The organism is Acidovorax sp. GW101-11A03, from assembly GCF_059424825.1.
This window is the reverse complement of the sequence record NZ_JBWKZU010000069.1, coordinates 1-22471: the sequence shown is the minus strand read 5'-3', so window position 1 is coordinate 22471 and position 22471 is coordinate 1. Positions and strand designations below refer to the sequence as shown.

The following is a 22471-nucleotide window of genomic DNA, read 5'->3' as shown; positions in this document are numbered from 1 at the left end:
CACCAAACAACTACATCGTTCGGGCAAGTGCTTCAGAAGCGAAGCCCTCGACTATAGCACGGGTTGAAGTGGGTTGGAGTGAGCCCAGCCACTTTTCCCGTCTATGCCATCTGGCGTCATGCCAACGCCCCAGTCGGCCTCAAGCGATCCACGGTCAACAGCCCCCTCTCATTGAGGTCAAGCAGGTGGCGACAAAGGGGGCTGAACGCCCCTCTCTGCACTCGCCACCGATAATCCAGCCCATATGGCACTTATCACCTTACTGGACGCCCAACTCGCATTTGGGCATGTTGCACTGCTGGACCACGCCGGCTTTTCTTTGGAGACTGCGGAGCGTGTTGGCCTGATTGGCCGCAATGGCGCGGGCAAGTCTTCGCTTCTCAAGATCCTGGGAGGCCTGGCCAAGCCCGACGATGGCGCACTGCAAGTCCAGCAAGGGGTGCGAATTGCCTTTGTGGCCCAAGAGCCCACCCTGGACCCCGCAGCCACGATCTTCAAGGCAGCATCCGAAGGCCTGCAGCGGGTGATTGGCATCCGCGATCAGTATCTGTCTGGGGCCGAGGGCCTCGATCTGGATGCCTTGCAATCCGAGATCGAAGCTTATGACGCGTGGAACTGGGAGCAACGCGTCGAGGAAACGCTGCAACGTTTGCACCTGGACCCGGAGGCCGTGGTTGGCACCTTGTCTGGGGGAACCAAGAAGCGGGTCGCCTTGGCCCAGGCGCTGGTCGCCCGGCCTGATGTTCTGCTGCTGGACGAGCCCACCAACCACCTGGATCTCGATTCCATCGAATGGCTGGAAGACCTGCTGCTGGATTTTCCGGGCAGCGTTGTCACGATCACCCATGACCGCTCATTTCTGGACCGTGTCGCCACCCGGATCGTTGAACTGGACCGTGGCCAATTGCGTTCCTACCCAGGCAACTTTGCGCAGTACCAGATTCAGAAGGAAGAGCAACTGGCCCAGGAGGCCGTGATTGCCGCCAAGGCCGACAAGCTGCTGGCACAGGAAGAGGTCTGGATACGCAAGGGGGTGGAGGCTCGCCGCACCCGCAGCCAGAGCCGCATCAGCCGGCTGGAACAGCTGCGAGCCCGCCGCGAGGCCCGCCGCGATGTGGTGGGAAGCGTGCGCATGGATGTCGCCACCGGCGGCGCGAACGGCTACCAGGGCAAGATCGTGGCGGAATTGACGGGGGTGAGCAAAGCCTTCGGCGAGAAGACGATTGTTCGCAACTTCACGGGCACCATCCTGCGGGGCGACAAGGTGGGCTTGATTGGCCCCAATGGCGCTGGCAAAACGACCTTGCTCAAGATGATCCTGGGAGAGCTGCCCGCCGACAAGGGCACGATCCGCCAGGGGGCGAACCTGCAGGTCGCCTATTTCGACCAGATGCGCCATGCCGTGAACCTCGATGCCACGCTGGAGGACTTCATCAGCCCCGGCAGCGAGTGGATTGAAATCGGCAACCAGCGCAAACACGTCAAGAGCTACCTGAGCGACTTCCTTTTCTCACCGGCCCGTGCGCACTCGCCTGTGCGCTCCCTGTCGGGCGGCGAGCGCAACCGGCTGCTGCTGGCTCGTTTGTTCGCACGCCCCGCCAATGTGCTGGTGCTGGACGAGCCGACCAACGACCTGGACATCGACACCCTGGATTTGCTGGAAGAGCTGCTAGAAAACTACGAAGGCACCGTGTTTCTGGTCAGCCACGACCGGACCTTCCTAGATAACGTGGTGACCAGCACCATCGCCTTTGAAGGTGACGGCCTGTGGCGCGAATATGAAGGGGGCGTGCAGGACTGGCTGGAGCAATCCAAGCGCAGCAAGGCCATTCAGGCCTCGGCAGCCGCTGCGGCAACCACGCCCAAAGCATCCGCCGCTGAAAACTCAAGCAAAAATAGCCCTTTGCGCGCACCAGATAAGCCTGAGCAGCTATCAAAAAAGAAGCTTTCTTACAAAGAACAGCGCGAGCTGGAACAGCTCCCCGCCCAGATCACCGCCCTGGAGACGGAACAACAGGTGCTGCAGGCGGCGCTGGCCGATGGGAGCCTGTACAGCAAAGACCCAGCGCGCGCCGCCGAGATGGCGACCCGTGCTGCCACCATTGACGACGAATTGATGGCTGCTTTGGAGCGCTGGACAGAACTGTCTGCGTGAAGGTGGCGCCCCCTCGAACGGGGCACCGGGGGGCCACATGCAAGCCGATGATGGCTCCCGGTGACAGCCCATGCCGGGGCTGAACACCCGTCAGATGCGGTGGTGCAGCCGGTCTGTTGCGCCGCGCAAGCGCGTGATCAATGCCGGAGCGATCTGGCCGAGGGGCAGAACTTCATCGGCAGCGCCATGGGCAATGGCCTCGCGCGGCATGCCGAACACGATGCAGGTGGCTTCGTCCTGTACGTAGTTGTAGCTGCCTGCATCCTTCATCTCGCGCATGGCGGCGGCACCATCGTTGCCCATGCCCGTCAGCATGATGCCGAAGGCATTGCGCCCCACCACCGCAGCGGCAGACTTGAACAGTACCTCGACCGATGGCTTGTGGCGGTTGACCGGGGGGCCGTCATCGACCACCGCCACGTAGTTGGCGCCACTGCGTGCCACATGGAACTGGGTGCCACCCGGCGCAATGTAGGCATGGCCCGGCAAGATGCGCTCGCCATTGACGGCTTCTTTCACCGTGATCTGGCACAGCCCATTCAAGCGCGCGGCAAAGCTGGTGGTGAAACCTGGCGGCATATGCTGGGTGATCACGATGGCGGGCGAGTCGGCCGGCATCTGGACCAGCACTTCCTTGATGGCCTCGGTCCCACCGGTAGAGGCGCCGATGCAGATCAGTTTTTCGGTTGACAGGCGGCCCAACAGGGCAGAGGCAGGTGCAGGCGCATGTGCGCTCCCCCCCCCGGCAGGCGCCGCATCCCGCACCGGAGCACGGCGAACCTGCGCCACCGCCGCCACGCGGATCTTGTCCACGATCTGGGCGGCCAGGTCGTTGAGCCCGCTGGCCAGACCCACACGCGGCTTGGCGACAAAATCGATGGCGCCAAGCTCCAGCGCCTTCATCGTGACTTCAGCCCCACGCTCGGTCAGCGTGGAGATCATCACCACCGGCATGGGGCGCAGCCGCATGAGGCGGCCGAGAAAATCGATGCCATCCATGCGGGGCATCTCGACGTCCAGCGTGATGACATCCGGATTCAGCTCACGGATCATCTCGCGCGCTACCAAAGGGTCATTGGCCGTGCCAATGCATTCCATGTCGCGCTGCCGGTTGATGATCTCGGACAGCAGACTGCGGACCAACGCCGAATCGTCCACCACGATCACCCGGATTTTCCTGCTCATTAACGCGAACCTTCCTCAAAACAGATCAACAGAACCACCGGCAGTGGACTTGACCACCGTAACAGCGTTGCCACGCGCTTCCTGGGCCAAGGCATCGGGATGGGCATGCGCCAGCCGCTTGACCATGGCCTTTCCCGTCACCGGGAAGAAGACCACCTTGCGCGGGTAGATATCGAGCACATCCTCGGAGACGATGGGAATGCGCTCGGTGTGCAGGTAGTTGAGCACAAAATTGGTGTTCCTCTCACCGACATTCATCGTGGTGAAGTTGTGCATCACCTGCGCACCGCCAAAAATCTTGGCCTGCATGGTTTCACGGCGGGCGCCCAGTTTCAGCATCTCGTTGATAAGCAACTCCATGGCGTAGGAGCCATACCGCCCCGACGCGTCGGCCAGGTCGCCATCGGGCAACATGAAGTGGTTCATGCCCCCCACACGCGCGCGGCTGTCCCACAGGCAGGCCGCAATGCACGAGCCCAGCACGGTCATGATGACCAGGCTCTCGTCCGCCACGAAATACTCCCCGGGCAGCACTTTCACGGCGTTGTGCTGGAAATGGTGGTCCAGGTAGAAGAAAGACGCCTCACCCGGCTTGCGGCTTTGCGCCTTGAGTTCCTGCAAAGAAGACTCGCGCGCAGGCGCCGCACCCGCTGCATAGATATCAGCACTCAGAGGCGCAATACGCGGTGCGCGGCGCCGTTCGGGTGAGCCTGGGGTGGTGGCCATGGGGGAAGAGGTGCCTGCTTGGATGTTGGTCATGGGTGCTTTTTGCAAGACAACATGGACAGGTCAACGGCGCTCGTACACCGTCTTGCCACGCAGGGTAAACAGATCGCGGGATTCACTGAAATTCTCGGCATGGCCGACAAACAACATGCCCCCCGGCTTGAGTACCCGGTGGATACGCTCCAACACCTTCCGCTGCGTGGGCGCATCGAAGTAGATCATCACGTTGCGGCAGAAGACCACATCGAAGGGCTCCTTGAAAGGCCAATCATCGCGGATGAGGTTCACGCTCATGAAGTCAATGACGCGGCGCAGCTCAGGCTTAGCGCGCACCATTCCCGCATTGCCGCCTTTGCCCCGCAAAAAGAATTTTTGCAGACGCTCAGGGCTCACCCCTTTCAGACCATCCAGCCGGTAAACACCTTGCGCGGCCGTGGCCAGCACCCGCGAGTCGATGTCGCTGGCCGTGAGCTTGAACGAGGCGTTGGCACCTAGCGCTTCGAACGCCGTCATCACAATCGAGTACGGCTCTTCGCCTGTGGACGCGGCATTGCACCAGACCTTCCAGTTGGCCGAAGGTTTGGAGCGCAGGTGCGAAGCAAAAATCTCGAAGTGGTGCTGTTCGCGGAAAAAGGCCGTCAGGTTGGTGGTGAGTGCATTGACGAACTCCTGCCACTCTGGCCCGTCGTGGTTTTCGAGCCAGCTGAGGTAGTCGTGAAAACTGGTGTGCCCGGTATCGCGCAGCCGCCGCGACAGTCGGCTGTACACCATCGCGTGTTTGCCGTCATGCAGGCTGATGCCGGCGCGCTGGTAGATCAGCGCCTGGACCCGGGCAAAATCTGCGTTGGTCCAGACAAATTCACGCCCCTGGGCCAAGGGCCCCGAGGGAGCCTCCGCCGCAGCATAGGCCGGATCCACCCGTGGCGGGGCAGACCGGGCTGAAACGGAGGCACTGGTGGTGTGGGCCATATTGATCGTCCGAAGGGAAATCCTGTTCGCTCCAACAGGCCCGCAAGCCCTGCTTGCGGCCTGACATGTGCCTGGGCCACCAATGGTTGTTGACCGTCGTTGCGCCCTATTCGTTGGCAGTAACCAATCCCATATCCACGCTCGACATGAGTTTCTCGATGTCGAGCAGGATCAGCATGCGCTCACCCACCGAGCCCAGCCCCAGGATGCAGCTGTTGTCGATGGCACTTTCGATGTCGGGGGCCGAGCGGATGCTCTCGGGCGTAAGCTCCATCACATCGCTGACAGAGTCCACCACGATCCCCACCACCCGGTTGCGCAGGTTGAGGATGATGACCACCGTAAAGCTGTTGTAGTCGGCCTGCGCGCAGTTGAACTTCAGGCGCATGTCCACAATGGGAACAATCGTCCCGCGCAGGTTGGTCACGCCCTTGATGAACTCGGGCGCATTGGCAATGCGGGTCGGAGGTTCGTAGCCCCGGATCTCCTGCACCTTCAGGATGTCGATGCCGTACTCTTCCTGATCCAGGCGGAATGTCAGATATTCACGTGCACCCGTCGGCGCAGCGTCTGCCGTCTTACCAATCACACTCATGGTGCATTCTCCTTTCATGACAGCGCCCAGCCCCTGACGGACCGGGGCGCTTGAATCCTCAGTGGCGCGCCCGGCGCACCAGACCGCCCGTGTCCAGAATCAGGGCCACCGTGCCGTCGCCCAGGATGGTGGCGCCCGACACATTGGGCACCTTGCGGTAGTTCGATTCCAGGTTCTTGACCACCACCTGGTGCTGCCCGAGCAGTTCATCGACCAGCAGCGCCACACGGCTGCCGTCCGCCTCGACCACCACCATGATGTTGCTGGACTTGTTGAGGTCGAAACGGGGCACCTGGAAAATTTTCTCCAGCGCGATCACGGGCATGTATTCGTCGCGCACCTTTACCAGCTGCGAGCCCTGCGCCACCGTGCTCACGTCGTCGGCATTGACCTGGAACGACTCGACCACGGAAGACAGGGGCAGGATGTACACCTCGTCGCCGACCCCCACCGACATGCCATCCATGATGGCCAGTGTGAGCGGCAGGCGCACAGACACCTTCATGCCATAGCCTTCGGCCGAGTCGATTTCCACCGACCCGTTGAGTGCCGCGATGTTGCGCTTGACCACGTCCATGCCCACACCGCGCCCGGACACATCCGTGACCTCGTCCGCCGTGGAGAAGCCCGGGGCAAAGATCAGCTGCCACACTTCGGCGTCGCTCATCTGCTCGGACACTTCGATGCCCCGCTCCTGGGCCTTGCTCAGGATCTTTTCGCGCGACAGGCCTCGGCCATCGTCGCGCACCTCGATCACGATCGAGCCGCCTTGGTGAGAGGCCGACAGCGTGATGGTGCCGTGCTCAGACTTGCCTTTGGCCAAACGGTCTGCGGGCATCTCAATGCCATGGTCGCAGCTGTTGCGCACGAGGTGGGTCAAGGGGTCGGTGATCTTCTCGACCAGGCCCTTGTCCAGCTCGGTGGCTTCACCCAGGGTGACCAGCTCCACCTTCTTGCCCAGCTTGTTGGCCAAGTCCCGCAGCATGCGCGGAAAGCGGCTGAAGACGATGGACATCGGGATCATGCGAATCGACATCACCGACTCTTGCAGGTCCCGGGTGTTGCGGTCGAGATCGGCCAGACCCGCGAGCAGCTGCTGGTAGGCACCAGCATCCAGTCCACGGCTGTTTTGGGCCAGCATGGCCTGCGTGATCACCAACTCGCCCACTAGGTTGATGAGCTGATCGACCTTCTTGACGTCCACCCGGATGGTCGTGGACTCCATCTGCGCTTGCGCAGCGGCCTTGGGCTCCGCTTTGGGAGCGGTCGCCTTGGGGGCCTGGGCAGGGGCTTGTGAGGCGGCCTGCGCGGCCTCGGTAGGAGCCCCTGGTGCCCCGTTGAAGAAGCCATAAGGCGTCTCGCCACCGGATGTATCCACTGCCATCGTGGCTTCGTCGTCCACCGGTTCTGCACCAGGCTCGGCCGCTGCAGCTCCAGCGTCCCGAATGAGAACCTGCTCCTTGGACACGTGGAAGGCAAACAGGTCCAGCAGATCGTCGTTGGTGGAATTGGTCTCCACCCCAAAGAGGCGCGTATTGGGCTCGGTCGCGGTCAGGTCGCGGATGGCACCGAGGCCAGGAATGTCGCGGAACAGCTCCTTGATAGCGTCCGCCTGTTCCGGCCGCTCAAGGGGGCCGATCTGGATTTCGAGCTGCCGCGCTTGTCCGGCCACCGACGGGGCGGCCTTGGGAGCGGGCGCGGGCGCAGCGGCTGCAGGTGGGGGCGGCGGTGGCGGTGGGGCGGCGACAGCAGGCGCATCGCTGGGCACCAGGCCCGCAGCCAGGTCGCTGATGCGGCGAACCAGGGAGGTGGTGGACACCGCCTCGCCCTGGCCACCCGCCTGGTGCCGGGCCAGGAGGCTGCGCGACGCATCGGCGGACTCCAGCAGCACATCCACCATCTGCGGAATCGGCTGCAGCTCATGGCGGCGCAGACGGTCCAGCAACGACTCCATCTGGTGGGTCAGCTCGGCGACGTCAGAGAACCCGAAGGTGGCAGAGCCGCCCTTGATCGAATGCGCACAGCGGAAGATGCCATTGAGTTCTTCATCATTGGCACTGCTCAGATCCAGGTCCAGGAGCATCTGCTCCATCTGGTCGAGGTTCTCGCCCGCTTCCTCGAAAAATATCTGATAGAACTGGCTCAGGTCGAAGTCAGCGCCTGCACCCGATCCTTCTTGGTAGCTTTCCGCCATGGTGGGCTCCTGTGTACTTGATGGTCTCAGTCAACCCGGCTCAGCGGATCACCTTCTGGATGACTTCGATCAAACGATTGGGATCGAAAGGCTTCACCAGCCAGCCCGTCGCACCGGCGGTGCGCCCGGCCTGCTTCATCTGGTCACTCGACTCCGTCGTCAGGATCAGGATGGGGATGGTCTTGAACTTGGGGTGCTCGCGCAGCTTGCGGGTCAGGCCAATGCCGTCGAGCCGGGGCATGTTCTGGTCTGCCAGCACCAGATCGATGTTGTGCGTCTCGGCTTTTTCAAGGGCGTCTTGCCCATCCACTGCCTCCACGACGTGATAGCCGGCGCCCGTGAGGGTGAACGACACCATTTTCCGCATGGAAGGTGAATCATCTACGGCAAGGATCGATTGCATGTATGGCTCCAACTGACTTGAATATATAGGCTAACCAATGATGTGAAGGTCAAAACAGGTCCACGGAACCCGCATCCATCTCGCTCTGCGTAACAGGGTTCGGCCTGTCTGGCGCCATCTCTGCAAAGGGCGCGGCGTCCTCGCCTTCTTCATGGCCCATGGCTTCCGATGCCAGGCGGAAGGCACACCCCTGCAGCACCTTGGTGGTGTGCCAGATCAGTTGGGAGGCCATATCCTGAAACTGCAACTCGGTCACGGCACTGCGCAGCGCAGCGCGTGCGGCCACCAGTTCGGGAGAATCCGAGACCACCGCATCCGTCAGCATCGCATTGGCCTCGCCAAAGCGCTCCAGCAGGTTGTCCGTCGCGTGGTTCAACAGCCCCTCCAGGCGGTGCAGGTCGTGCATCACCACCAGCAAGGAGTCCTGCAGTTCCGCCGCCACCATGACGGGAACCTGGACTGCAGGCCCTCCAGGCGTTGTTAGCGTAGATTGCATCGTTTCTCCATCGCAGCACGTAGCAGCAAAGCACGCAAAAACACGGGACTACGATACATGCCTCAAAGACTTCCGGGCTTTGTGCACACCATAGCATCCGCGCCCATTGGACGCCGACGCCGGAACCACCCCAACGGGACAAACACCCTTGTTTGTTCCAATTTGTATCCTATGATAGCGCTCCTATGGTCACTGCAACACCAGACCAGACCCTTGAAATCCTGCATCTTGAAGATTCACTGGCTGACCATGAACTTGCAGCGAGAACGCTGCGGCGGTCAGGGCTCCAGTGCCAGTTGCACCAGGTAGACACCCTCTCTGAATTCCAGCGCCTCACCGACTCCGGGGCATTCGACATCATCCTGGCAGATTACCGCCTGCCCGGCTTCACGGCACTGGATGCGTGGGCGCATGTGGCGCAAAAGCCTCAGCATCCGCCGTTTGTCCTGCTCTCAGGCGCCATTGGCGAGGCGGCAGCAGTAGACGCCATGCGCCTGGGCGTGGCCGACTACCTGCTCAAGGACGATATCCAGCGCCTGCCCCACGTGATCGCGCGCGCGCTGGAGGTGCACGAGGCCCGGCGCATGCGCGAACACGCCATGACCGAGCTGGCCAGCTCCGAGCGCAGGCTCGCAGAGCTGGCCGAACACCTGCAAACCTCCATCGAGCAGGAGCGCGCCTCGATCGCACGCGAGATCCACGACGACATTGGCGGCGCACTCACGGCCGTGCGTTTTGATGTGGCCTGGATCGGCCGCCACAGCACCGACCCGGCCATGCAGGAACATGCCAACTCTGCCGCCGACATGCTGCAGCACGCCATCGGCGCCAGCCAGCGCATCATGATGAACCTGCGCCCCCCCATCCTGGAACAAGGCCTGGTGGCAGCCGTGGAGTGGCTCGCGGCGGGTTTTGAGCGGCGCACGGGGGTCCCCACCCGCGTTCAGAGCAGTAGCGACAGCATCGACACGCCTGCAGACATCCAGCTCGTGGCCTACCGCACCGCCCAGGAAGCCCTTACCAACATCTCCAAACACGCCCAGCCCAGCAAGGTGGACATCGAACTCTCCGACAAGGAAGGGGTGCTGACCCTCGAAGTGGCAGACAACGGCCGGGGCATTGCGCCGGAGATGCGGGACAAACCCAAGGCCTTCGGCCTCAAGGGCCTGCAGGAAAGGGCGCGCACCGTGGGGGGCTGGCTGGACATCAGCAGCCGGCCGGGCCAGGGCACATCGGTCATCCTGTCCATCCCGCTACCATCGGCCCCACCAACAGCCCCAGGAGATGCGACGTGATTCATGTGGTCCTGTGCGACGACCACGCCGTTTTGCGGCGCGGGATACGCGACACCCTCACCGAAGCGACCGATATCCAGGTCACCGGCGAAGCGGGGGGCTACTCCGAGCTGCGCGAGGTTCTGCGCACCGCCGCCTGCGATGTGCTGCTGCTGGACCTGAACATGCCGGGCCGCAGTGGGCTGGAAGTGCTCACCAGCCTGCGGGAGACCCATTCCGCCATCAAGGTGCTGGTGGTGTCCATGTACCCCGAGGACCAGTACGCGCTGCGCTGCCTCAAGGCGGGTGCGCAGGGCTATGCCAACAAGGCGGGGGACCCGGTCGAGCTGATTGCCGCCGTGCGCACGGTGATGCAGGGCCGCAAATACCTGACGGCGGAAGTGGCGCAGATGCTGGCAGACAGCCTGGCCCAACCGACCCCCGAAGCCCTGCACACCACGTTGTCGGAGCGGGAGCTGCAGACGCTGATCAAGATCGCCTCCGGGCGGCGGCTGTCGGACATTGCCGAAGAACTGATGCTGAGCCCCAAGACCGTGAGCGTGTACCGATCGCGCGTGCTGGAAAAACTCAAGCTGTCCAACAACGCCGAACTCACCGTCTACGCCATCCGCAACCAGCTGGTCTGAAGGCTTCGGCCCGCGCCCTACCGCTGCGCGGCAAACAAGTCCACCGCCTGCTGCATCAGCGCCAGCACGGGCTGCTCCAGCATGGGCAGGGTGGCGGCAATGCCCAGCATGCCCACCGTGAGCGTGACGGGGAAGCCCACCGCGTAAATGTTCATCTGCGGCGCCACGCGGGAGATGATGCCCATCGTGAGGTTGACGAACAGCAGCAGCGCAATCATGGGCAAGGCAATCCAGAGTGCGCTGGAGAAAAGCGACGCGCCCAGCTCGTGCAGCCGCATCTGCGCCAGCGACTGCAGGAAGTTGCCGTTGACCGGGAAACGGTCAAAGCTCTTGACCACCGCCATCAGGATCAGCAGGTGGCCGTTGATGACCACAAACAGCAACATGGCCATATGGCCAAAAAAGCGCGCCACGGCGCTGATCTGCGCATTGGACGAGGGGTCGAAGAAAGAGGCAAAGTTCAGCCCCATCTGCAACCCAATGATTTCCCCGGCCAGCTCCACTGCCGCGAACACCAGCCGCACCGAGAACCCGATGGCCAGCCCCACCGCCACCTGCTGCGCCACGGCGCCCAGGGCCTCGCGGCCATTGACGCTGATGACCGGCTGCTCTCCCAGCACCCCCTGGGCACACAGCGCCACCAGGAAGGCCAGCCCGATCTTCACGCGCATGGGGATCACTCGCATCGAGAACACCGGTGCCACCGAGAACAGGGCCAGGACCCGCAGAAAGGGCCACAGGATGGGCGAGAGCCAGGCCATGATCTGCGCTTCGCTGAAGGTGATCATGGCATCAGATTGCTATACAAAACATAGCGTATTGCGCTTGATGGACGCGCGCAGGAGGCTATTTTTATCAAGAAACTAGCCAATCATCGACGGAATGGACTCGATGGTTCGGCGGATGAAGTCCACCAGCGTGCTGAGCATCCACGGCCCGGCAATGGCAAACACCACCATCGCAGCGATCAGCTTGGGCACAAAGGCCAGCGTGGCTTCGTGGATCTGCGTGACGGCCTGGAAGATGCTCACGATCAGCCCCACCGCCATGACCACCCCGAGCACCGGCATGGAGATCATCAGCAGCAGGGTCAGGGCGTCGCGCCCGATGGTCAATACCACTTGTGGAGTCATCGCATGCTCCCCCTCAGGTTACAAAGCTGGCGGCCAGGGAGCCGATCAGCAGGTTCCAGCCGTCGGCCAGCACAAACAGCATGAGCTTGAACGGCAATGCCACCAGCACCGGCGACAGCATCATCATGCCCAGGGACATCAGGATGCTCGACACCACCATGTCGATCACCAGGAAGGGGATGAAGATCATGAAGCCGATCTGGAACGCCGACTTCAGCTCGCTGGTCACAAACGCCGGGACCAGCACCCGCATCGGCGCGGTTTCTGCCGTCACATTCGGGTCCAGGCGGGCCAGCCGCGAGAACAGCGCAAAGTCGGACTGCCGGGTCTGCTTGAGCATGAAACCGCGCATGGGCGCCTCGGCCTTGTCCAGCGCCTGCTCGAATGTGATGGTGTTGTTGGTGTAGGGCACATACGCCTCCTGGTACACACGGTCCAGGGTGGGGCCCATCACAAAAAAGGTCAGGAACAGCGACAAACCGATGATGACCTGGTTGGGCGGTGCGGACTGCGTTCCCAACGCCTGGCGCAGCAGGGACAACACAATCACGATACGGGTGAAGCCCGTCATCATGAGCAGCACGGCAGGCAAAAAGGACAGCGCCGTGAAGAACAGCAGTGTCTGGATCGGCACCGAGTAGCTGGTGCCCGAGGGGCCGCTGCCCACCACCAGGGGCAGGCTGCCAGCCGCCTGCGCAAAGGCGGGGTCTTGCACGGCCAGCACCGCCAGGCCCATCAAAACAGCCAGCAGCCATCGGTGACCAGCGCTCCGTCCCTTGACTGGGGCGGGCAAGGGCAGTCTGTCAGCCATGGCTTGCCTTTTCCGGCACCCCGGCCACGGCAGCCATCTGCTGCGCAAACGAGGGCCCCTCAACCACCGCGCCCACACCGGCGGTGGTCGGCGATGACACGGGTGACACCGGCAGCACATGCAGGCAACTCACCTGCTGGGCCGTCACGCCCAGCACCAGCCAGGTGCGCGCATGCTCGGGGCCGACCTCGACCGTGACCACCCGCTGCTGCGGCCCCACCGCCACCGCGGACACCACGCGTGACGCGCCCCCCGCAGCCGAGGTGCCGCCCGCATGGCGTTGCTGCAGGCGCCGCACCAGCCAGGGCAGCGCCGCCATGGCCCCCACAAAGAGCACCACGACGAGGAGGGTCTGGGTCATGCTCCCACTATCCACGGCTGACCCGGCGCAGGCGTTCGGACGGGGTCACCACGTCGGTGAGACGGATACCAAACTTGTCGTTCACCACCACCACCTCGCCCTGAGCGATGAGGTAGCCATTGACCAGCACGTCCATGGGCTCGCCCGCGAGCGCATCCAGCTCCACCACCGAGCCTTGCGCCAGCTGGAGGATGTACTTGATGGGCACCTTGGTGCGCCCCAGCTCCACCGACAGCTGGACAGGGATGTCCAGCACCATGTTGATGTCGTTGACAGTTCCATCCGCACCTGCAGAGCTGGAAAACGGCCGCACGGGCTCGCCGGACAGCGGGCCGCCCTGCTCTGCATCCGCCGGCTTGTCGTCGGTGCGTTTTTGCTCTTCCAGCGCCTCGGCCCAGCCCGCAAACGGGTCGTCCGCGCCTGCGTCCTTGTTGTCTTCTTCAGTTGCCATTTTTCTCTCCCAGCCAGCTCATGTCCGAATTACGCAGGCATTCTTCAATGCGGATGGCGTACTTGGAGTTGTGGGTTCCATACTGGCATTCAAAAATAGGAACCCCTCCGATCGATGCCCGGATGCGGGGCTCTCGGTCCAGCTCGATGAAGTCGCCCGGCTTCATGGCCAGCAACTGCTCCACCGTGGCGTCGGCCTTGGCCAGCTCGGCCACCAGCGTGACTTCTGCAGACTGGATTTCGCGCTTGAGCACGTTCACCCAGCGGCGGTCCACCTCGATGGAATCCCCCTGCGTGGACGAATACAGCACATCGCGGATCGGCTCCAGCGTGGCATACGGCATGCAGACATGGATGGCACCGGAGAGATCTCCGATTTCCAGCTGGAAGGCCGTGGACACCACAATTTCACTGGGCGTGGCGATGTTGGCAAACTGGGGCTGCATTTCCGAGCGCTGGTATTCCAGCTCCAGCGGGTAGATGCCCTGCCAGGCCTTCTTGTATTCGGCACAGATCACATCCACCAGGCGGTTGATGACACGCTGCTCGGTGGGCGAAAAATCGCGCCCTTCGATCCGGGTCTGGAACTTGCCGACCCCGCCATACAGCGTGTCGATGATGCCGAACACCAGCGAAGGCTCGCACACGATGAGCCCGCTGCCACGCAGGGGGCGGATCGCCACGATGTTGAAGTTGGTGGGCACCGCCAGCTCGCGCAGAAAAGCGCTGTAGCGCTGCACGGACACCGTGCCGACCGAAATTTCGGGACTGCGCCGGATGAAGTTGAACAGCCCGATGCGGAAGTTGCGCGCAAACCGCTCATTGACGATTTCCATCGTCGGCATGCGGCCACGGACGATGCGTTCCTGGCTGGAGATGTCGTAGTTGCGTACGGACCCCGCCTCGGCCACTTCCTCGACCGACTTCTGGCTCTCGCCAGTGACCCCTTCGAGAAGGGCATCAACCTCTTCCTGCGAAAGAAATGAATCACTCATGGCTGGTCCTTGCCCCGGTTCACTGAATGATGAAGTTGGAGAAGAGCACGCGCAGCACGGGGTTGCGTTCAGTGCGCTTGCGCGCTGGGCGGTCTTCGGCGTCTCCGTCCTGCTCGGCCTCGGCCGCACGCGCACGTTCACGCTCGGTGGGCACCGAATACCCCAGGGGGCGGGAGACTTCGCGACGGATGTCGGCGGCCAGCTTCTCCTTGCCTTCGCGCACCAGCAGTTCAGCAGACGTGCGCTGGGACACCAGCATCAGGATGCCACTGCGGATGGTGGGCAGGTACAGCTTGACCTGCTCGGCGGTTTTGGCGTCTTCCAGCTCCAGGGTGATGCCAATCTGGGCAAAGCGGTCGCCGCCGGGGTCGGCCAGGTTGACCACCATGTTTTCCATGGGCAGAAAGGTCGGGGCCACCTTGGGCGCCTCTTTGCGGGCGGCCGGTGCACCGCCGCCTTCCTCCTCGTCCCCGTGCGAACGGGTCAGGAACCAGGCCGCCGCCCCGCCCCCGATCACCAGCACCGCCACAACGACGCCAATGATGATGATGAGCATCTTCTTGCTTTTCGCCGGAGCAGCTGCGGGTGGTGGGGCTGACACGATGGATGTTCCTTGCGGTAGGGAGCAGGCCGCGCCTGCGCTATCAAAGTGCAAGCAAAGCCGGATGGCCCATTATTGGACGGAGGTGTAACCAATAATAGCCAGAATAAAAGCCCAAAACCATGGCATTCACCGCGCTCTCCCCCTTGCCATTGGGATCCTCTGCGCGCATCGAGCGGCAAGGGGGCGCCGCAGATCGGGGTGGGTTGATTGCGCATATCGGCAACAACGCAGGCCCCCCGAGGCCGCAGCCTTCTTGAAAGGGCACACAGCTGATACCCGTCAGTGTCAGCGCCCAGTCCACCGGGCGCTAGCCGGTCACACGAAGATGTCCACGGTGCGGTCGGGCCCGCTGCCGTCCCGCGCCAGCGATGCGGTGCCCACCGGTGCACTGGACAGCACCTGCGCCTGGCGGGCGCCATCGCGGCCACGGGGCTGCCCCGCGTCACCGCCCTGCGCACCTGCGCCATCCCGCGCAGAAGTCCCCACCGACATGCCGGACAGCACCAGGCCCTCGCTGCGCAGCAAATCCCTGAGCTGGGCCATGCTCTGGTCGAGCAGTTCGCGGGTCTGCGCCTGGTCACTGCGGAACGTGACATGCGCCTCATTGCCCGACAAGGACACGGAAACCTCGACGGGCTGGCCATCGCGATTGAGCGTCAGCTCCGCGTTCTGCGTTTTCTGGTTCACCCAGTACGCCACCTGGTCGGCCACCTGCTCTTCTGCTCCGGCAGCACCGGGGGCCACAAACACGGCAGGGCTGTCGGTGTTGCCGGGCTCCACAGGGGACAGGCCCGCACTGCCATCGGACCAGGCGCCCCCGCCAGCATGCCCCTCGCCAGAGCGGCCTCCCGCTGAGGGCTCGGCCCCCCGCGCCATCGCAGCACCCGTGAACAACCCGTCGGCCAGCGCAGCAAAGCCTCCCTCTGTCGCAGCGGGCGCACCGACGCCGCGCTCCACCGTGGCGCCACCGGCCATCACGCCTGAGGCCGGACGCTCATTGCTGGCGGCCTGGGTGAGTGCTGCTGCCGCCCCCTGGGCCACCGACAGGCGCTGCGTTGCGTCCCCAGCGGTGCTCGCCGTAGACAGCTCCGCGCCCCCGGCACCTCCTGCCCGCTGGGCCTGGGTGTTCTGCAGGCGCGCGAAGCTGCGGCCGAACCCGGCCACCGTGCTCTGAATGGCCCCGTCTTTGGTGTCCTTGAAATCTGCTGCGGTATCGAGTTTTGCGGTTTCCGCCACCAGCCCCTGGGGCAGCCCTCCGTTGGCCATCGGGCCATTCAGCGCCATGTCACCCAACGCCCCCGTGGCCATGGAGGCTGCGCGCAATGTTCCATCGGCCTGCCGCACCAGTCCGGTGGCATCGCTCTGGGCAGAGGCAAACAAACCCTGCCAAGCCGCGAGGGCCGCCGCATCGGCTTCGCCCTTCACGGCATCCGCCGAGATGTCGGCAGGGCTTGCATCCGTCCCTGTCAGTTCCAGTGGACCGGTGTCTACAGACACCTCATCCAACGCAGCCAGCAGAGCCAGAAACCCGCCTGCTGCGGCCGCGTCACTGGCATCCGCCCCTTGCTGCGCGGGCGCTTTGGCCCGCGTGGCATGGGCCGCATGGGTGCCGCCCTGCGAGGAGGAAATTTTTCCCTGTTCCATGGTCAATACTCCTGGCCCTGGGGCCCTTGGCTCGTGGTGCGGTACTGCAGCGCGGCCCGTTCATCGGTCTGTTTTTGGTCTCTGCGCATTTGCTGCAGCTCCAGGTCGTGGCGCCGCTTGTCCACCACCTTGCGCAGGCTGGTGAGGCGCAATTCGGCCTCCAGCAAAGCGCGCTGTGCGTTCTCCACACGCCCCGCCTGATCGCTCACCACCCCCGTCTGGATGCTGGCCGCATGCCCCAGGCGGTTCATGAACTGGTAGTGGTGGTACATCACCTCGGGCTGCATTGCGGTGTCGGCCTTCATCCCCCAGCGCGACTCGGTTTCACGGGCGTAGTCCTCCAGCTGGTCAAGTTGCGCACGCGCCGCCTGCTGTGCGGCCAGCGCGTCCTGCAGCACCTTGCGCGCGGCGTCCCGCTTGCGGGAGGCCACATCCACGGCAACGGTGAGGGAGTTCAGGCTGGACATGATGGGCTACCGGCAGGTATCAACGGTCCAGCACCGAGGCCATGGCGGTCACGCTCTGGTCCATGGAGGCTGCCTCGAACATGTCCTGCTGCAAAAAGCCCGCCATCTGCGGCTGCAGACGGATCGCTTCGTCGAGCGCGGGGTCCGAGCCGCTCATGTATGCGCCCACCTGCACCAGGTCGCGGCTCTTCTGGTAGCGCGAATACACAGCGCGGAAGTGGCGCGCCAGATCAAAATGCCCGCGCGACACCACGTTGTGCATCACCCGCGAGGCCGACTGCTCGATGTCGATGGCCGGGAAATGCCCCGTCTCGGCCAGCGCCCGCGACAACACGATGTGCCCGTCCAGAATGGCACGTGCCGCGTCGGCAATCGGGTCCTGCTGATCGTCCCCCTCGGACAACACCGTGTAGAACGCAGTGATGGAGCCCACCCCGTGCAGGCCATTGCCGCTGCGCTCCACCAAGGCGGGCAGCTTGGCAAAACATGAGGGTGGGTAGCCCTTGGTGGCAGGCGGCTCGCCAATGGCCAGGGCGATTTCGCGCTGGGCCATGGCATAGCGGGTGAGCGAATCCATGAGCAGCAGCACATGCTGCCCCTTGTCGCGGAAATGTTCGGCCACGGCCGTGGCGTACGCAGCGCCTTGCATGCGCAACAGCGGCGGCGCATCGGCCGGTGCCGCCACCACCACGGAGCGCGCGCGGCCCTCTGCGCCCAGGATGTCTTCCACGAACTCCTTGACCTCGCGGCCCCGCTCGCCGATGAGGCCGACCACGATCACGTCGGCCTGGGTGTAGCGGGCCATCATGCCCAGCAGCACGCTTTTGCCTACCCCCGAGCCCGCAAACAGGCCCAGGCGCTGGCCACGCCCCACAGTCAACAGGGCGTTGATGGCACGCACCCCCGTGTCGAGCGGTTCGCGGACCGGATCCCGGTCCATGGCATTGATCTGCCGGCGGCCCATGGGCTCAGCCACCACGTCTTGCACCGGGCCACCATGGTCCAGCGGCAGGCCCTGGGCATCCACCACACGCCCCAGCAGCCCATCGCCCATGGGCAGGCGCAGCACACCGGCGCGCTGCACAGGCCGTGGCGGCTCACCCAGACGGGGGACGGGGATGTAGGGCGCAGCAGGAAACACCCTAGCGCCACTCGACAGGCCATGGATGTCGCCCGCAGGCATCAAGAACGCGCGGTCGGCAGAGAAGCCCACCACCTCGGCCAGCACCGGTTCGCGGCCCGGCATCTGCACCATGCACTGCGAGCCCACCGGCACCTTGATGCCCACGGCCTCCAGCACCAGGCCCGTCAGCCGGGTGAGCGTGCCCCGGGTTTCCAGCGGCACTCCTTCGGCCACGCGCTCGCGCGCGTCGTCCATGAAGCGCGTCCAGGCCGAGGGCGCCTCAACGCTCATCGCCTTCTCCTTCGCTCCAGGGCGACTGCAGGCCCAGGGCCGCAATGGCGCGCTGCCAGCGTTTGTCCAGGCTGCCATCCACCACCGTTCCGGCAGACTCCACCAGGCAGCCGCCGGCAGGCACGGCGGCATCCGCCACCCACTGCACGCCAGGTCCATCCAGTTCCTCGCGCAGGGGCTGCGCCATCGCTTCCATGTCGATCGGATTCAGGCGCACCGTGGCGGGCCGCCCCTCGGTCACCAGCATGCCCACGGCCTCGCGCACCACCGGCTGCAAGGCATTGGGGTTGACCGACAGCTCATGGCGCACCACCTGGCGGGCGATGTCGCACGCCAGCTCCAGCAGTTGCTGGGCCATCTGCTGCTGCATGTCGATCAGGCTTGCGTCCAGCGTCTGCAGCACCGCTTGCAGGCGCTGCGCGGCCTCTTGCCCCTGCTGGGCGATGTAGTCGTCCATGCGGCGCTGCCACTCCAGGGCAGTCTGCGCCTGCCCCTGGGCAAAGCCCTCGGCATAGGCGTCGTCGCAGGCCTGCTGCTGCAGCAGCGCCTGCTGGGCCTGCAGCTCGGCTTCATCGACCTCGACAGGGATCTCTGCCACCGGCTCCGGCGTGGGCTCGACCAGGTCCGAGCCATCCACCGCGCTGAACTTCCACTGCTTGAAGTCGCCCACTTCCTCGCTGGGGATGAAGCGCGAGTACGACCGCTGGTTGTTAGACGAAGGCATCATCACCACCGCCTCCGATCACGATCTGGCCTTCGTCGGACAGGCGCCGGATCGTCTTGAGAATTTCCTTCTGCTGCGCTTCCACTTCGGACAGCCGCATCGGGCCACGGGATTCGAGGTCTTCGCGCAGCGCCTCGGCAGCACGCGAGGACATGTTGGACAGGAATTTCTCCCGCAACTCGGGCACAGCTCCCTTGAGCGCCACGATGAGGGTCTCGGACGCCACCTCCTTGAGCACGGACTGGATGGCGGCGTTGTCGAGCTTGAGCACATCCTCGAACACGAACATCTTGTCCATGATCTTCTGCGCCAGGTCAGGGTCGTAGCCCCGGATGGATTCGAGCACCACGGCGTCCATGTTGCCACCCAGCAGGTTGATGATTTCTGCGGCCGCCTTGACGCCTCCGAGCGAACTCTTGCGGATCTTGTCGCCACCCGCCAGCACCTTGAAGAGCACCTCGTTGAGGTCCTTGAGCGCCGTGGGCTGAATGCCTTCGAGCGTGGCCACACGCAGCAGGATTTCGCTGCGCTGGCGGTCTGTCAGGTGCATCAGGATGCCCGAGGCCTGGTCGCTGTCCAGATGCACCAGGATCGCCGCCACGATCTGCGGGTGCTCGTTGCGCAGCAGTTCGGCCACCGACAGCGGGTCCATCCACTTGAGGCTTTCGATGCCCGAAACATCGCCGCCCTGCAAGATGCGGTCGATCAGCAGACCGGCCTTGTCATCGCCCAGCGCGCGCTTGAGCACGGCACGCACATAGTTGCCCGTGTCGGACACCAAGAGGCTTTGGGCTGCTGCCGCATTGGAGAACTTGTTGATGACCTCGTCCACCTTCTCGCGCGACACCGAGCGCATGCGCGCGATGGTTTCGCCCAGCTTCTGCACCTCCTTGGGCGAGAAGTGCTTGAAAACTTCGGCCGCCTCCTCTTCGCCGAGGGACATCAGCATGATGGCGGCATCGTGAAGGCCTTGGTCGTCCATGGTGGGTGTCCGTGCAATCGGTGGCTAGGCGGCGGAGTCGCCGTTGAGCCAAGTCTTGAGAATGTTCGCCACGGCCACCGGGTTCTCCTTGGCGAGCACGCGGGCGTCTTCCAGGCGCAGCTGCTCGGGCGTCGCAGGCAACGCTTCGTCCTTCTTGGACGGCGCAGGCAGCGCGGGGCGCTCGGGCGTGTCGGCCTCCAGGGCGTCGAGCTGACCACCGGGTACCGGTGCGGCGCTGGCCTTGGCCGGGGCAGGTGCCTTGAGGGCGGGCCGCACCAGGCCCAGCAGCACCAGCGCAGCAAACAGCACCGCCCCCACAGGCCACGCAAAGGTCTTGGCCAGGTCGATCACTTCGGGCTGCTTCCACAGCGGAACGTCGGTCGATGGCGCTGCCGTCACCTGGAACGGCGTGTTCATGAGGTTGACCGAGTCACCGCGGTCCTTGTTGAAGCCAATGGTCTCGCGCACCAGGGCCGTCATCTGCTCGATCTGCTCGGGCGTGAGCGCCTTGGTGATGGGCTTGCCCTTGTCTTCGCCAGACTGGTAGTTCACCACCACGGCCGCGCTCAGGCGCTTGACGGCGCCGGTGCTGCCCCGCGTCACGCGCACGGTCTTGTCCACTTCGTAGTTGGTGGTGGACTCGCGCTTGTTGGTCTGCTCCTCGGTGCCCTGCTGGCCTCCGGCATTGGGCGCAGGGTTGGCGCCATTGATGGGAGCGGTCGATGGTGCAGGCGGCTGGTTGGCCACGGCGCCGGGCACGCCCGTTGCGGTTTTGCTGGAGCTTCCCCGGCTCTCCAGCACCTGCTGGCTGCGCACCGCGCTGGAGTCGGGCGTCTGGTTGGGGCGGAACTGCTCGGACGTGGATTCCGTCTGCGTGAAATCCACCTCGGCCGTGACCTGGGCCTTGACGTTGTCGCGGCCCACCACCGGCTCCAGGATGTCCATGATGCGGCGGGTGTACTGCTGCTCGATCTGCTGCACATACAGCAGCTGCTGGGCGTTCACCTCGGCCCCGGCGGTGCTGTCGGTGGTCTGCGACAGAAGCTTGCCGGTGTCGTCCAGCACGCTCACGGCCGACGGGGCCAGCTCGGGCACGCTGGACGCCACCAGGTGCACGATGCCCGCCAGCTGGGCGCGGTCCAGGATGCGGCCGGGATGCAGGCTCACCAGCACCGAGGCCGATGGTTTTTGCTGCTCGCGGAAGAACCCGTTCTGGTTGGGAAGCGCCAGGTGCACGCGCGCACCCTGCACCGACGACAGCGCCTGGATGGAGCGGGTCAGTTCGCCCTCCAGGCCACGCTGGAAGTTCAGGCGCTCCTGGAACTGCGTCATCCCGAACTTGCTGGACTCCATCAATTCAAAACCGGCCACCGAGCCCTTGGGCAGGCCCTGGGTGGCCAGACGCAGGCGCACGTCGTGCACGCGGTCCGCCGGGATCAGGATGGCGCCACCGCCTTCGGCATGCTTGTAGGGCACATTCATCTGCGACAGCTGGGCCACGATGGCGCCGCCGTCCTTGTCGTTCAGATTGGCGAACAGCACCCGGTAGTCTGGCTGGCGCCCCATGACGATGGCCGCCACGGCAGCGGCCACCAGCAGCGCCACGCCCACGCCCAGCCGCATGCGCTGCGCCCGGTCGAGGGCAGACAGCCGCTGCAACCAGTTGGGGCTGGCGGGCGGCGGGAGCGGATTGAGAGGGACTTCAGCAACAGCAGACATCTTGCTTTTCCAGTAAAGCAGGTCCGGCAACAGACCTAGCGTGGTGTCGATTATTCGGTCACGCCTCCACCATGTTCGCTGGATAAGCCGCCCGTTTGACCATCATTTCAGGGGGATGGGCGCCTGGGCGGTGGCTAGGATACGCAGCATACCGCCATTCCCTACGGATACAGCCATGGACCTTCGCATCTCAAGCTCTACCGCCCCCCTCACGGGCGCAGGCGTGGCGCGCCGTGCTGCAGCGCCCCAGGAAACCGGTAACGAAGTGGGATTTTCCAGCGCCCTCAAAGGTGCCCTGCAGTCGGTAAGTGCGGCGCAAAACCGTTCGTCCGAACTGCAAAGAGAGGTTCAGCTGGAAAACCCCTCGGTGAGCCTGGAAGAAACCATGGTGGCCATCCAGAAGGCCCAGATCGGCTTTCAGGCCACGCTGCACGTGCGCAACCGCATGGTGCAGGCCTACACCGACATCATGAACATGCAGGTATAGGCAGTGTCACCCCCCAGAGGCGCTGAGCGCCTCCCC

The 22471-nt window shown here is 64.2% G+C and carries 24 protein-coding genes; 4 read left to right on the top strand and 20 right to left on the bottom strand.

Translation table 11 applies throughout. The features are described from left to right. Nucleotides 1-244 precede the first annotated feature (244 nt). The gene (locus AC07Z7_RS21370; protein ID WP_494767589.1) at nucleotides 245-2155 is read left to right on the top strand and encodes an ATP-binding cassette domain-containing protein; all 1911 of its coding nucleotides are present in this window, start codon (nucleotides 245-247) and stop codon (nucleotides 2153-2155) included. A 90-nt stretch (nucleotides 2156-2245) separates the two neighbouring features. Here AC07Z7_RS21370 and AC07Z7_RS21365 read toward each other — a convergent pair whose 3' ends face one another. The 7 genes from AC07Z7_RS21365 to AC07Z7_RS21335 all read right to left on the bottom strand — a co-directional run bounded on the left by AC07Z7_RS21365 (nucleotide 2246) and on the right by AC07Z7_RS21335 (nucleotide 8723). Beyond that, complete coding sequence (locus tag AC07Z7_RS21365) at nucleotides 2246-3340, bottom strand: protein-glutamate methylesterase/protein-glutamine glutaminase (RefSeq protein ID WP_252658738.1); 1095 nt, start codon at nucleotides 3338-3340, stop codon at nucleotides 2246-2248. Between the two features lie 15 nt (nucleotides 3341-3355). Further along, complete coding sequence (gene cheD / locus AC07Z7_RS21360; RefSeq protein ID WP_494767588.1) at nucleotides 3356-4099, bottom strand: chemoreceptor glutamine deamidase CheD; 744 nt, start codon at nucleotides 4097-4099, stop codon at nucleotides 3356-3358. Nucleotides 4100-4129: 30 nt separating this feature from the next. Continuing rightward, entirely contained in the window at nucleotides 4130-5035 is a 906-nt protein-coding gene (locus AC07Z7_RS21355) for a CheR family methyltransferase (RefSeq protein ID WP_094290239.1), read from the bottom strand. Between the two features lie 106 nt (nucleotides 5036-5141). Next, nucleotides 5142-5630, bottom strand: a complete 489-nt coding sequence (locus AC07Z7_RS21350; RefSeq protein ID WP_063461688.1) for a chemotaxis protein CheW — start codon at nucleotides 5628-5630, stop codon at nucleotides 5142-5144. Between the two features lie 58 nt (nucleotides 5631-5688). After that, nucleotides 5689-7824, bottom strand: a complete 2136-nt coding sequence (locus tag AC07Z7_RS21345; protein WP_494767587.1) for a chemotaxis protein CheA — start codon at nucleotides 7822-7824, stop codon at nucleotides 5689-5691. A 40-nt stretch (nucleotides 7825-7864) separates the two neighbouring features. Beyond that, the gene (locus tag AC07Z7_RS21340; protein ID WP_015015796.1) at nucleotides 7865-8227 is read right to left on the bottom strand and encodes a response regulator; all 363 of its coding nucleotides are present in this window, start codon (nucleotides 8225-8227) and stop codon (nucleotides 7865-7867) included. 49 nt (nucleotides 8228-8276) lie between these two features. After that, nucleotides 8277-8723 carry a hypothetical protein gene (locus tag AC07Z7_RS21335; RefSeq protein WP_094290241.1) on the bottom strand — a complete coding sequence of 149 codons (447 nt, stop codon included), beginning with the start codon at nucleotides 8721-8723 and terminating at the stop codon, nucleotides 8277-8279. A 185-nt stretch (nucleotides 8724-8908) separates the two neighbouring features. Here AC07Z7_RS21335 and AC07Z7_RS21330 point away from each other — a divergent pair, with 185 nt between their 5' ends. Further along, entirely contained in the window at nucleotides 8909-10018 is a 1110-nt protein-coding gene (locus AC07Z7_RS21330) for a hybrid sensor histidine kinase/response regulator (protein ID WP_494767586.1), read from the top strand. Further along, entirely contained in the window at nucleotides 10015-10644 is a 630-nt protein-coding gene (locus AC07Z7_RS21325; RefSeq protein WP_063461670.1) for a response regulator, read from the top strand. Before AC07Z7_RS21330 ends, AC07Z7_RS21325 begins: the two co-directional genes overlap by 4 nt. A 17-nt stretch (nucleotides 10645-10661) precedes the next feature. Here AC07Z7_RS21325 and fliR read toward each other — a convergent pair whose 3' ends face one another. The 13 genes from fliR to fliF form a co-directional block, all read right to left on the bottom strand. Further along, nucleotides 10662-11432 carry a flagellar biosynthetic protein FliR gene (gene fliR, locus AC07Z7_RS21320; protein ID WP_094290243.1) on the bottom strand — a complete coding sequence of 257 codons (771 nt, stop codon included), beginning with the start codon at nucleotides 11430-11432 and terminating at the stop codon, nucleotides 10662-10664. Nucleotides 11433-11507: 75 nt separating this feature from the next. Then, on the bottom strand, nucleotides 11508-11777 hold the full coding sequence (gene fliQ, locus AC07Z7_RS21315) for a flagellar biosynthesis protein FliQ (protein ID WP_063461668.1): 270 nt from the start codon (nucleotides 11775-11777) through the stop codon (nucleotides 11508-11510). 13 nt (nucleotides 11778-11790) lie between these two features. After that, entirely contained in the window at nucleotides 11791-12513 is a 723-nt protein-coding gene (gene fliP, locus AC07Z7_RS21310) for a flagellar type III secretion system pore protein FliP (RefSeq protein ID WP_494767590.1), read from the bottom strand. Nucleotides 12514-12580: 67 nt separating this feature from the next. Then, nucleotides 12581-12949, bottom strand: coding sequence for a FliO/MopB family protein (locus AC07Z7_RS21305; RefSeq protein ID WP_494767585.1), 369 nt, complete (start codon nucleotides 12947-12949; stop codon nucleotides 12581-12583). Nucleotides 12950-12956: 7 nt separating this feature from the next. Continuing rightward, nucleotides 12957-13400, bottom strand: coding sequence for a flagellar motor switch protein FliN (gene fliN / locus AC07Z7_RS21300; protein ID WP_094290246.1), 444 nt, complete (start codon nucleotides 13398-13400; stop codon nucleotides 12957-12959). Next, on the bottom strand, nucleotides 13390-14394 hold the full coding sequence (gene fliM / locus AC07Z7_RS21295; RefSeq protein ID WP_094290247.1) for a flagellar motor switch protein FliM: 1005 nt from the start codon (nucleotides 14392-14394) through the stop codon (nucleotides 13390-13392). Before fliM ends, fliN begins: the two co-directional genes overlap by 11 nt. Before the next feature lie 19 nt (nucleotides 14395-14413). Beyond that, on the bottom strand, nucleotides 14414-14995 hold the full coding sequence (locus tag AC07Z7_RS21290) for a flagellar basal body-associated FliL family protein (RefSeq protein WP_252658745.1): 582 nt from the start codon (nucleotides 14993-14995) through the stop codon (nucleotides 14414-14416). 318 nt (nucleotides 14996-15313) lie between these two features. Then, nucleotides 15314-16642 (bottom strand): flagellar hook-length control protein FliK, encoded by a 1329-nt coding sequence (locus AC07Z7_RS21285; RefSeq protein ID WP_494767584.1) that lies wholly within the window; start codon nucleotides 16640-16642, stop codon nucleotides 15314-15316. A 2-nt stretch (nucleotides 16643-16644) separates the two neighbouring features. Further along, nucleotides 16645-17109 carry a flagellar export protein FliJ gene (gene fliJ / locus AC07Z7_RS21280; protein ID WP_494767583.1) on the bottom strand — a complete coding sequence of 155 codons (465 nt, stop codon included), beginning with the start codon at nucleotides 17107-17109 and terminating at the stop codon, nucleotides 16645-16647. A gap of 19 nt (nucleotides 17110-17128) precedes the next feature. Further along, the gene (gene fliI, locus AC07Z7_RS21275) at nucleotides 17129-18523 is read right to left on the bottom strand and encodes a flagellar protein export ATPase FliI (protein WP_494767582.1); all 1395 of its coding nucleotides are present in this window, start codon (nucleotides 18521-18523) and stop codon (nucleotides 17129-17131) included. Then, nucleotides 18513-19250, bottom strand: a complete 738-nt coding sequence (locus tag AC07Z7_RS21270) for a FliH/SctL family protein (RefSeq protein ID WP_494767581.1) — start codon at nucleotides 19248-19250, stop codon at nucleotides 18513-18515. Before AC07Z7_RS21270 ends, fliI begins: the two co-directional genes overlap by 11 nt. Next, entirely contained in the window at nucleotides 19234-20229 is a 996-nt protein-coding gene (fliG, locus tag AC07Z7_RS21265) for a flagellar motor switch protein FliG (RefSeq protein WP_094290251.1), read from the bottom strand. The genes AC07Z7_RS21270 and fliG overlap by 17 nt, the downstream gene beginning before the upstream one ends. Nucleotides 20230-20253: 24 nt before the next feature. Next, entirely contained in the window at nucleotides 20254-21948 is a 1695-nt protein-coding gene (gene fliF, locus AC07Z7_RS21260) for a flagellar basal-body MS-ring/collar protein FliF (protein WP_094290252.1), read from the bottom strand. 175 nt (nucleotides 21949-22123) lie between these two features. Here fliF and fliE point away from each other — a divergent pair, with 175 nt between their 5' ends. Next, a complete protein-coding gene (fliE, locus tag AC07Z7_RS21255; protein WP_063461659.1) occupies nucleotides 22124-22435 on the top strand; it encodes a flagellar hook-basal body complex protein FliE in 312 nt (103 codons plus the stop codon). Nucleotides 22436-22471: the final 36 nt, after the last annotated feature.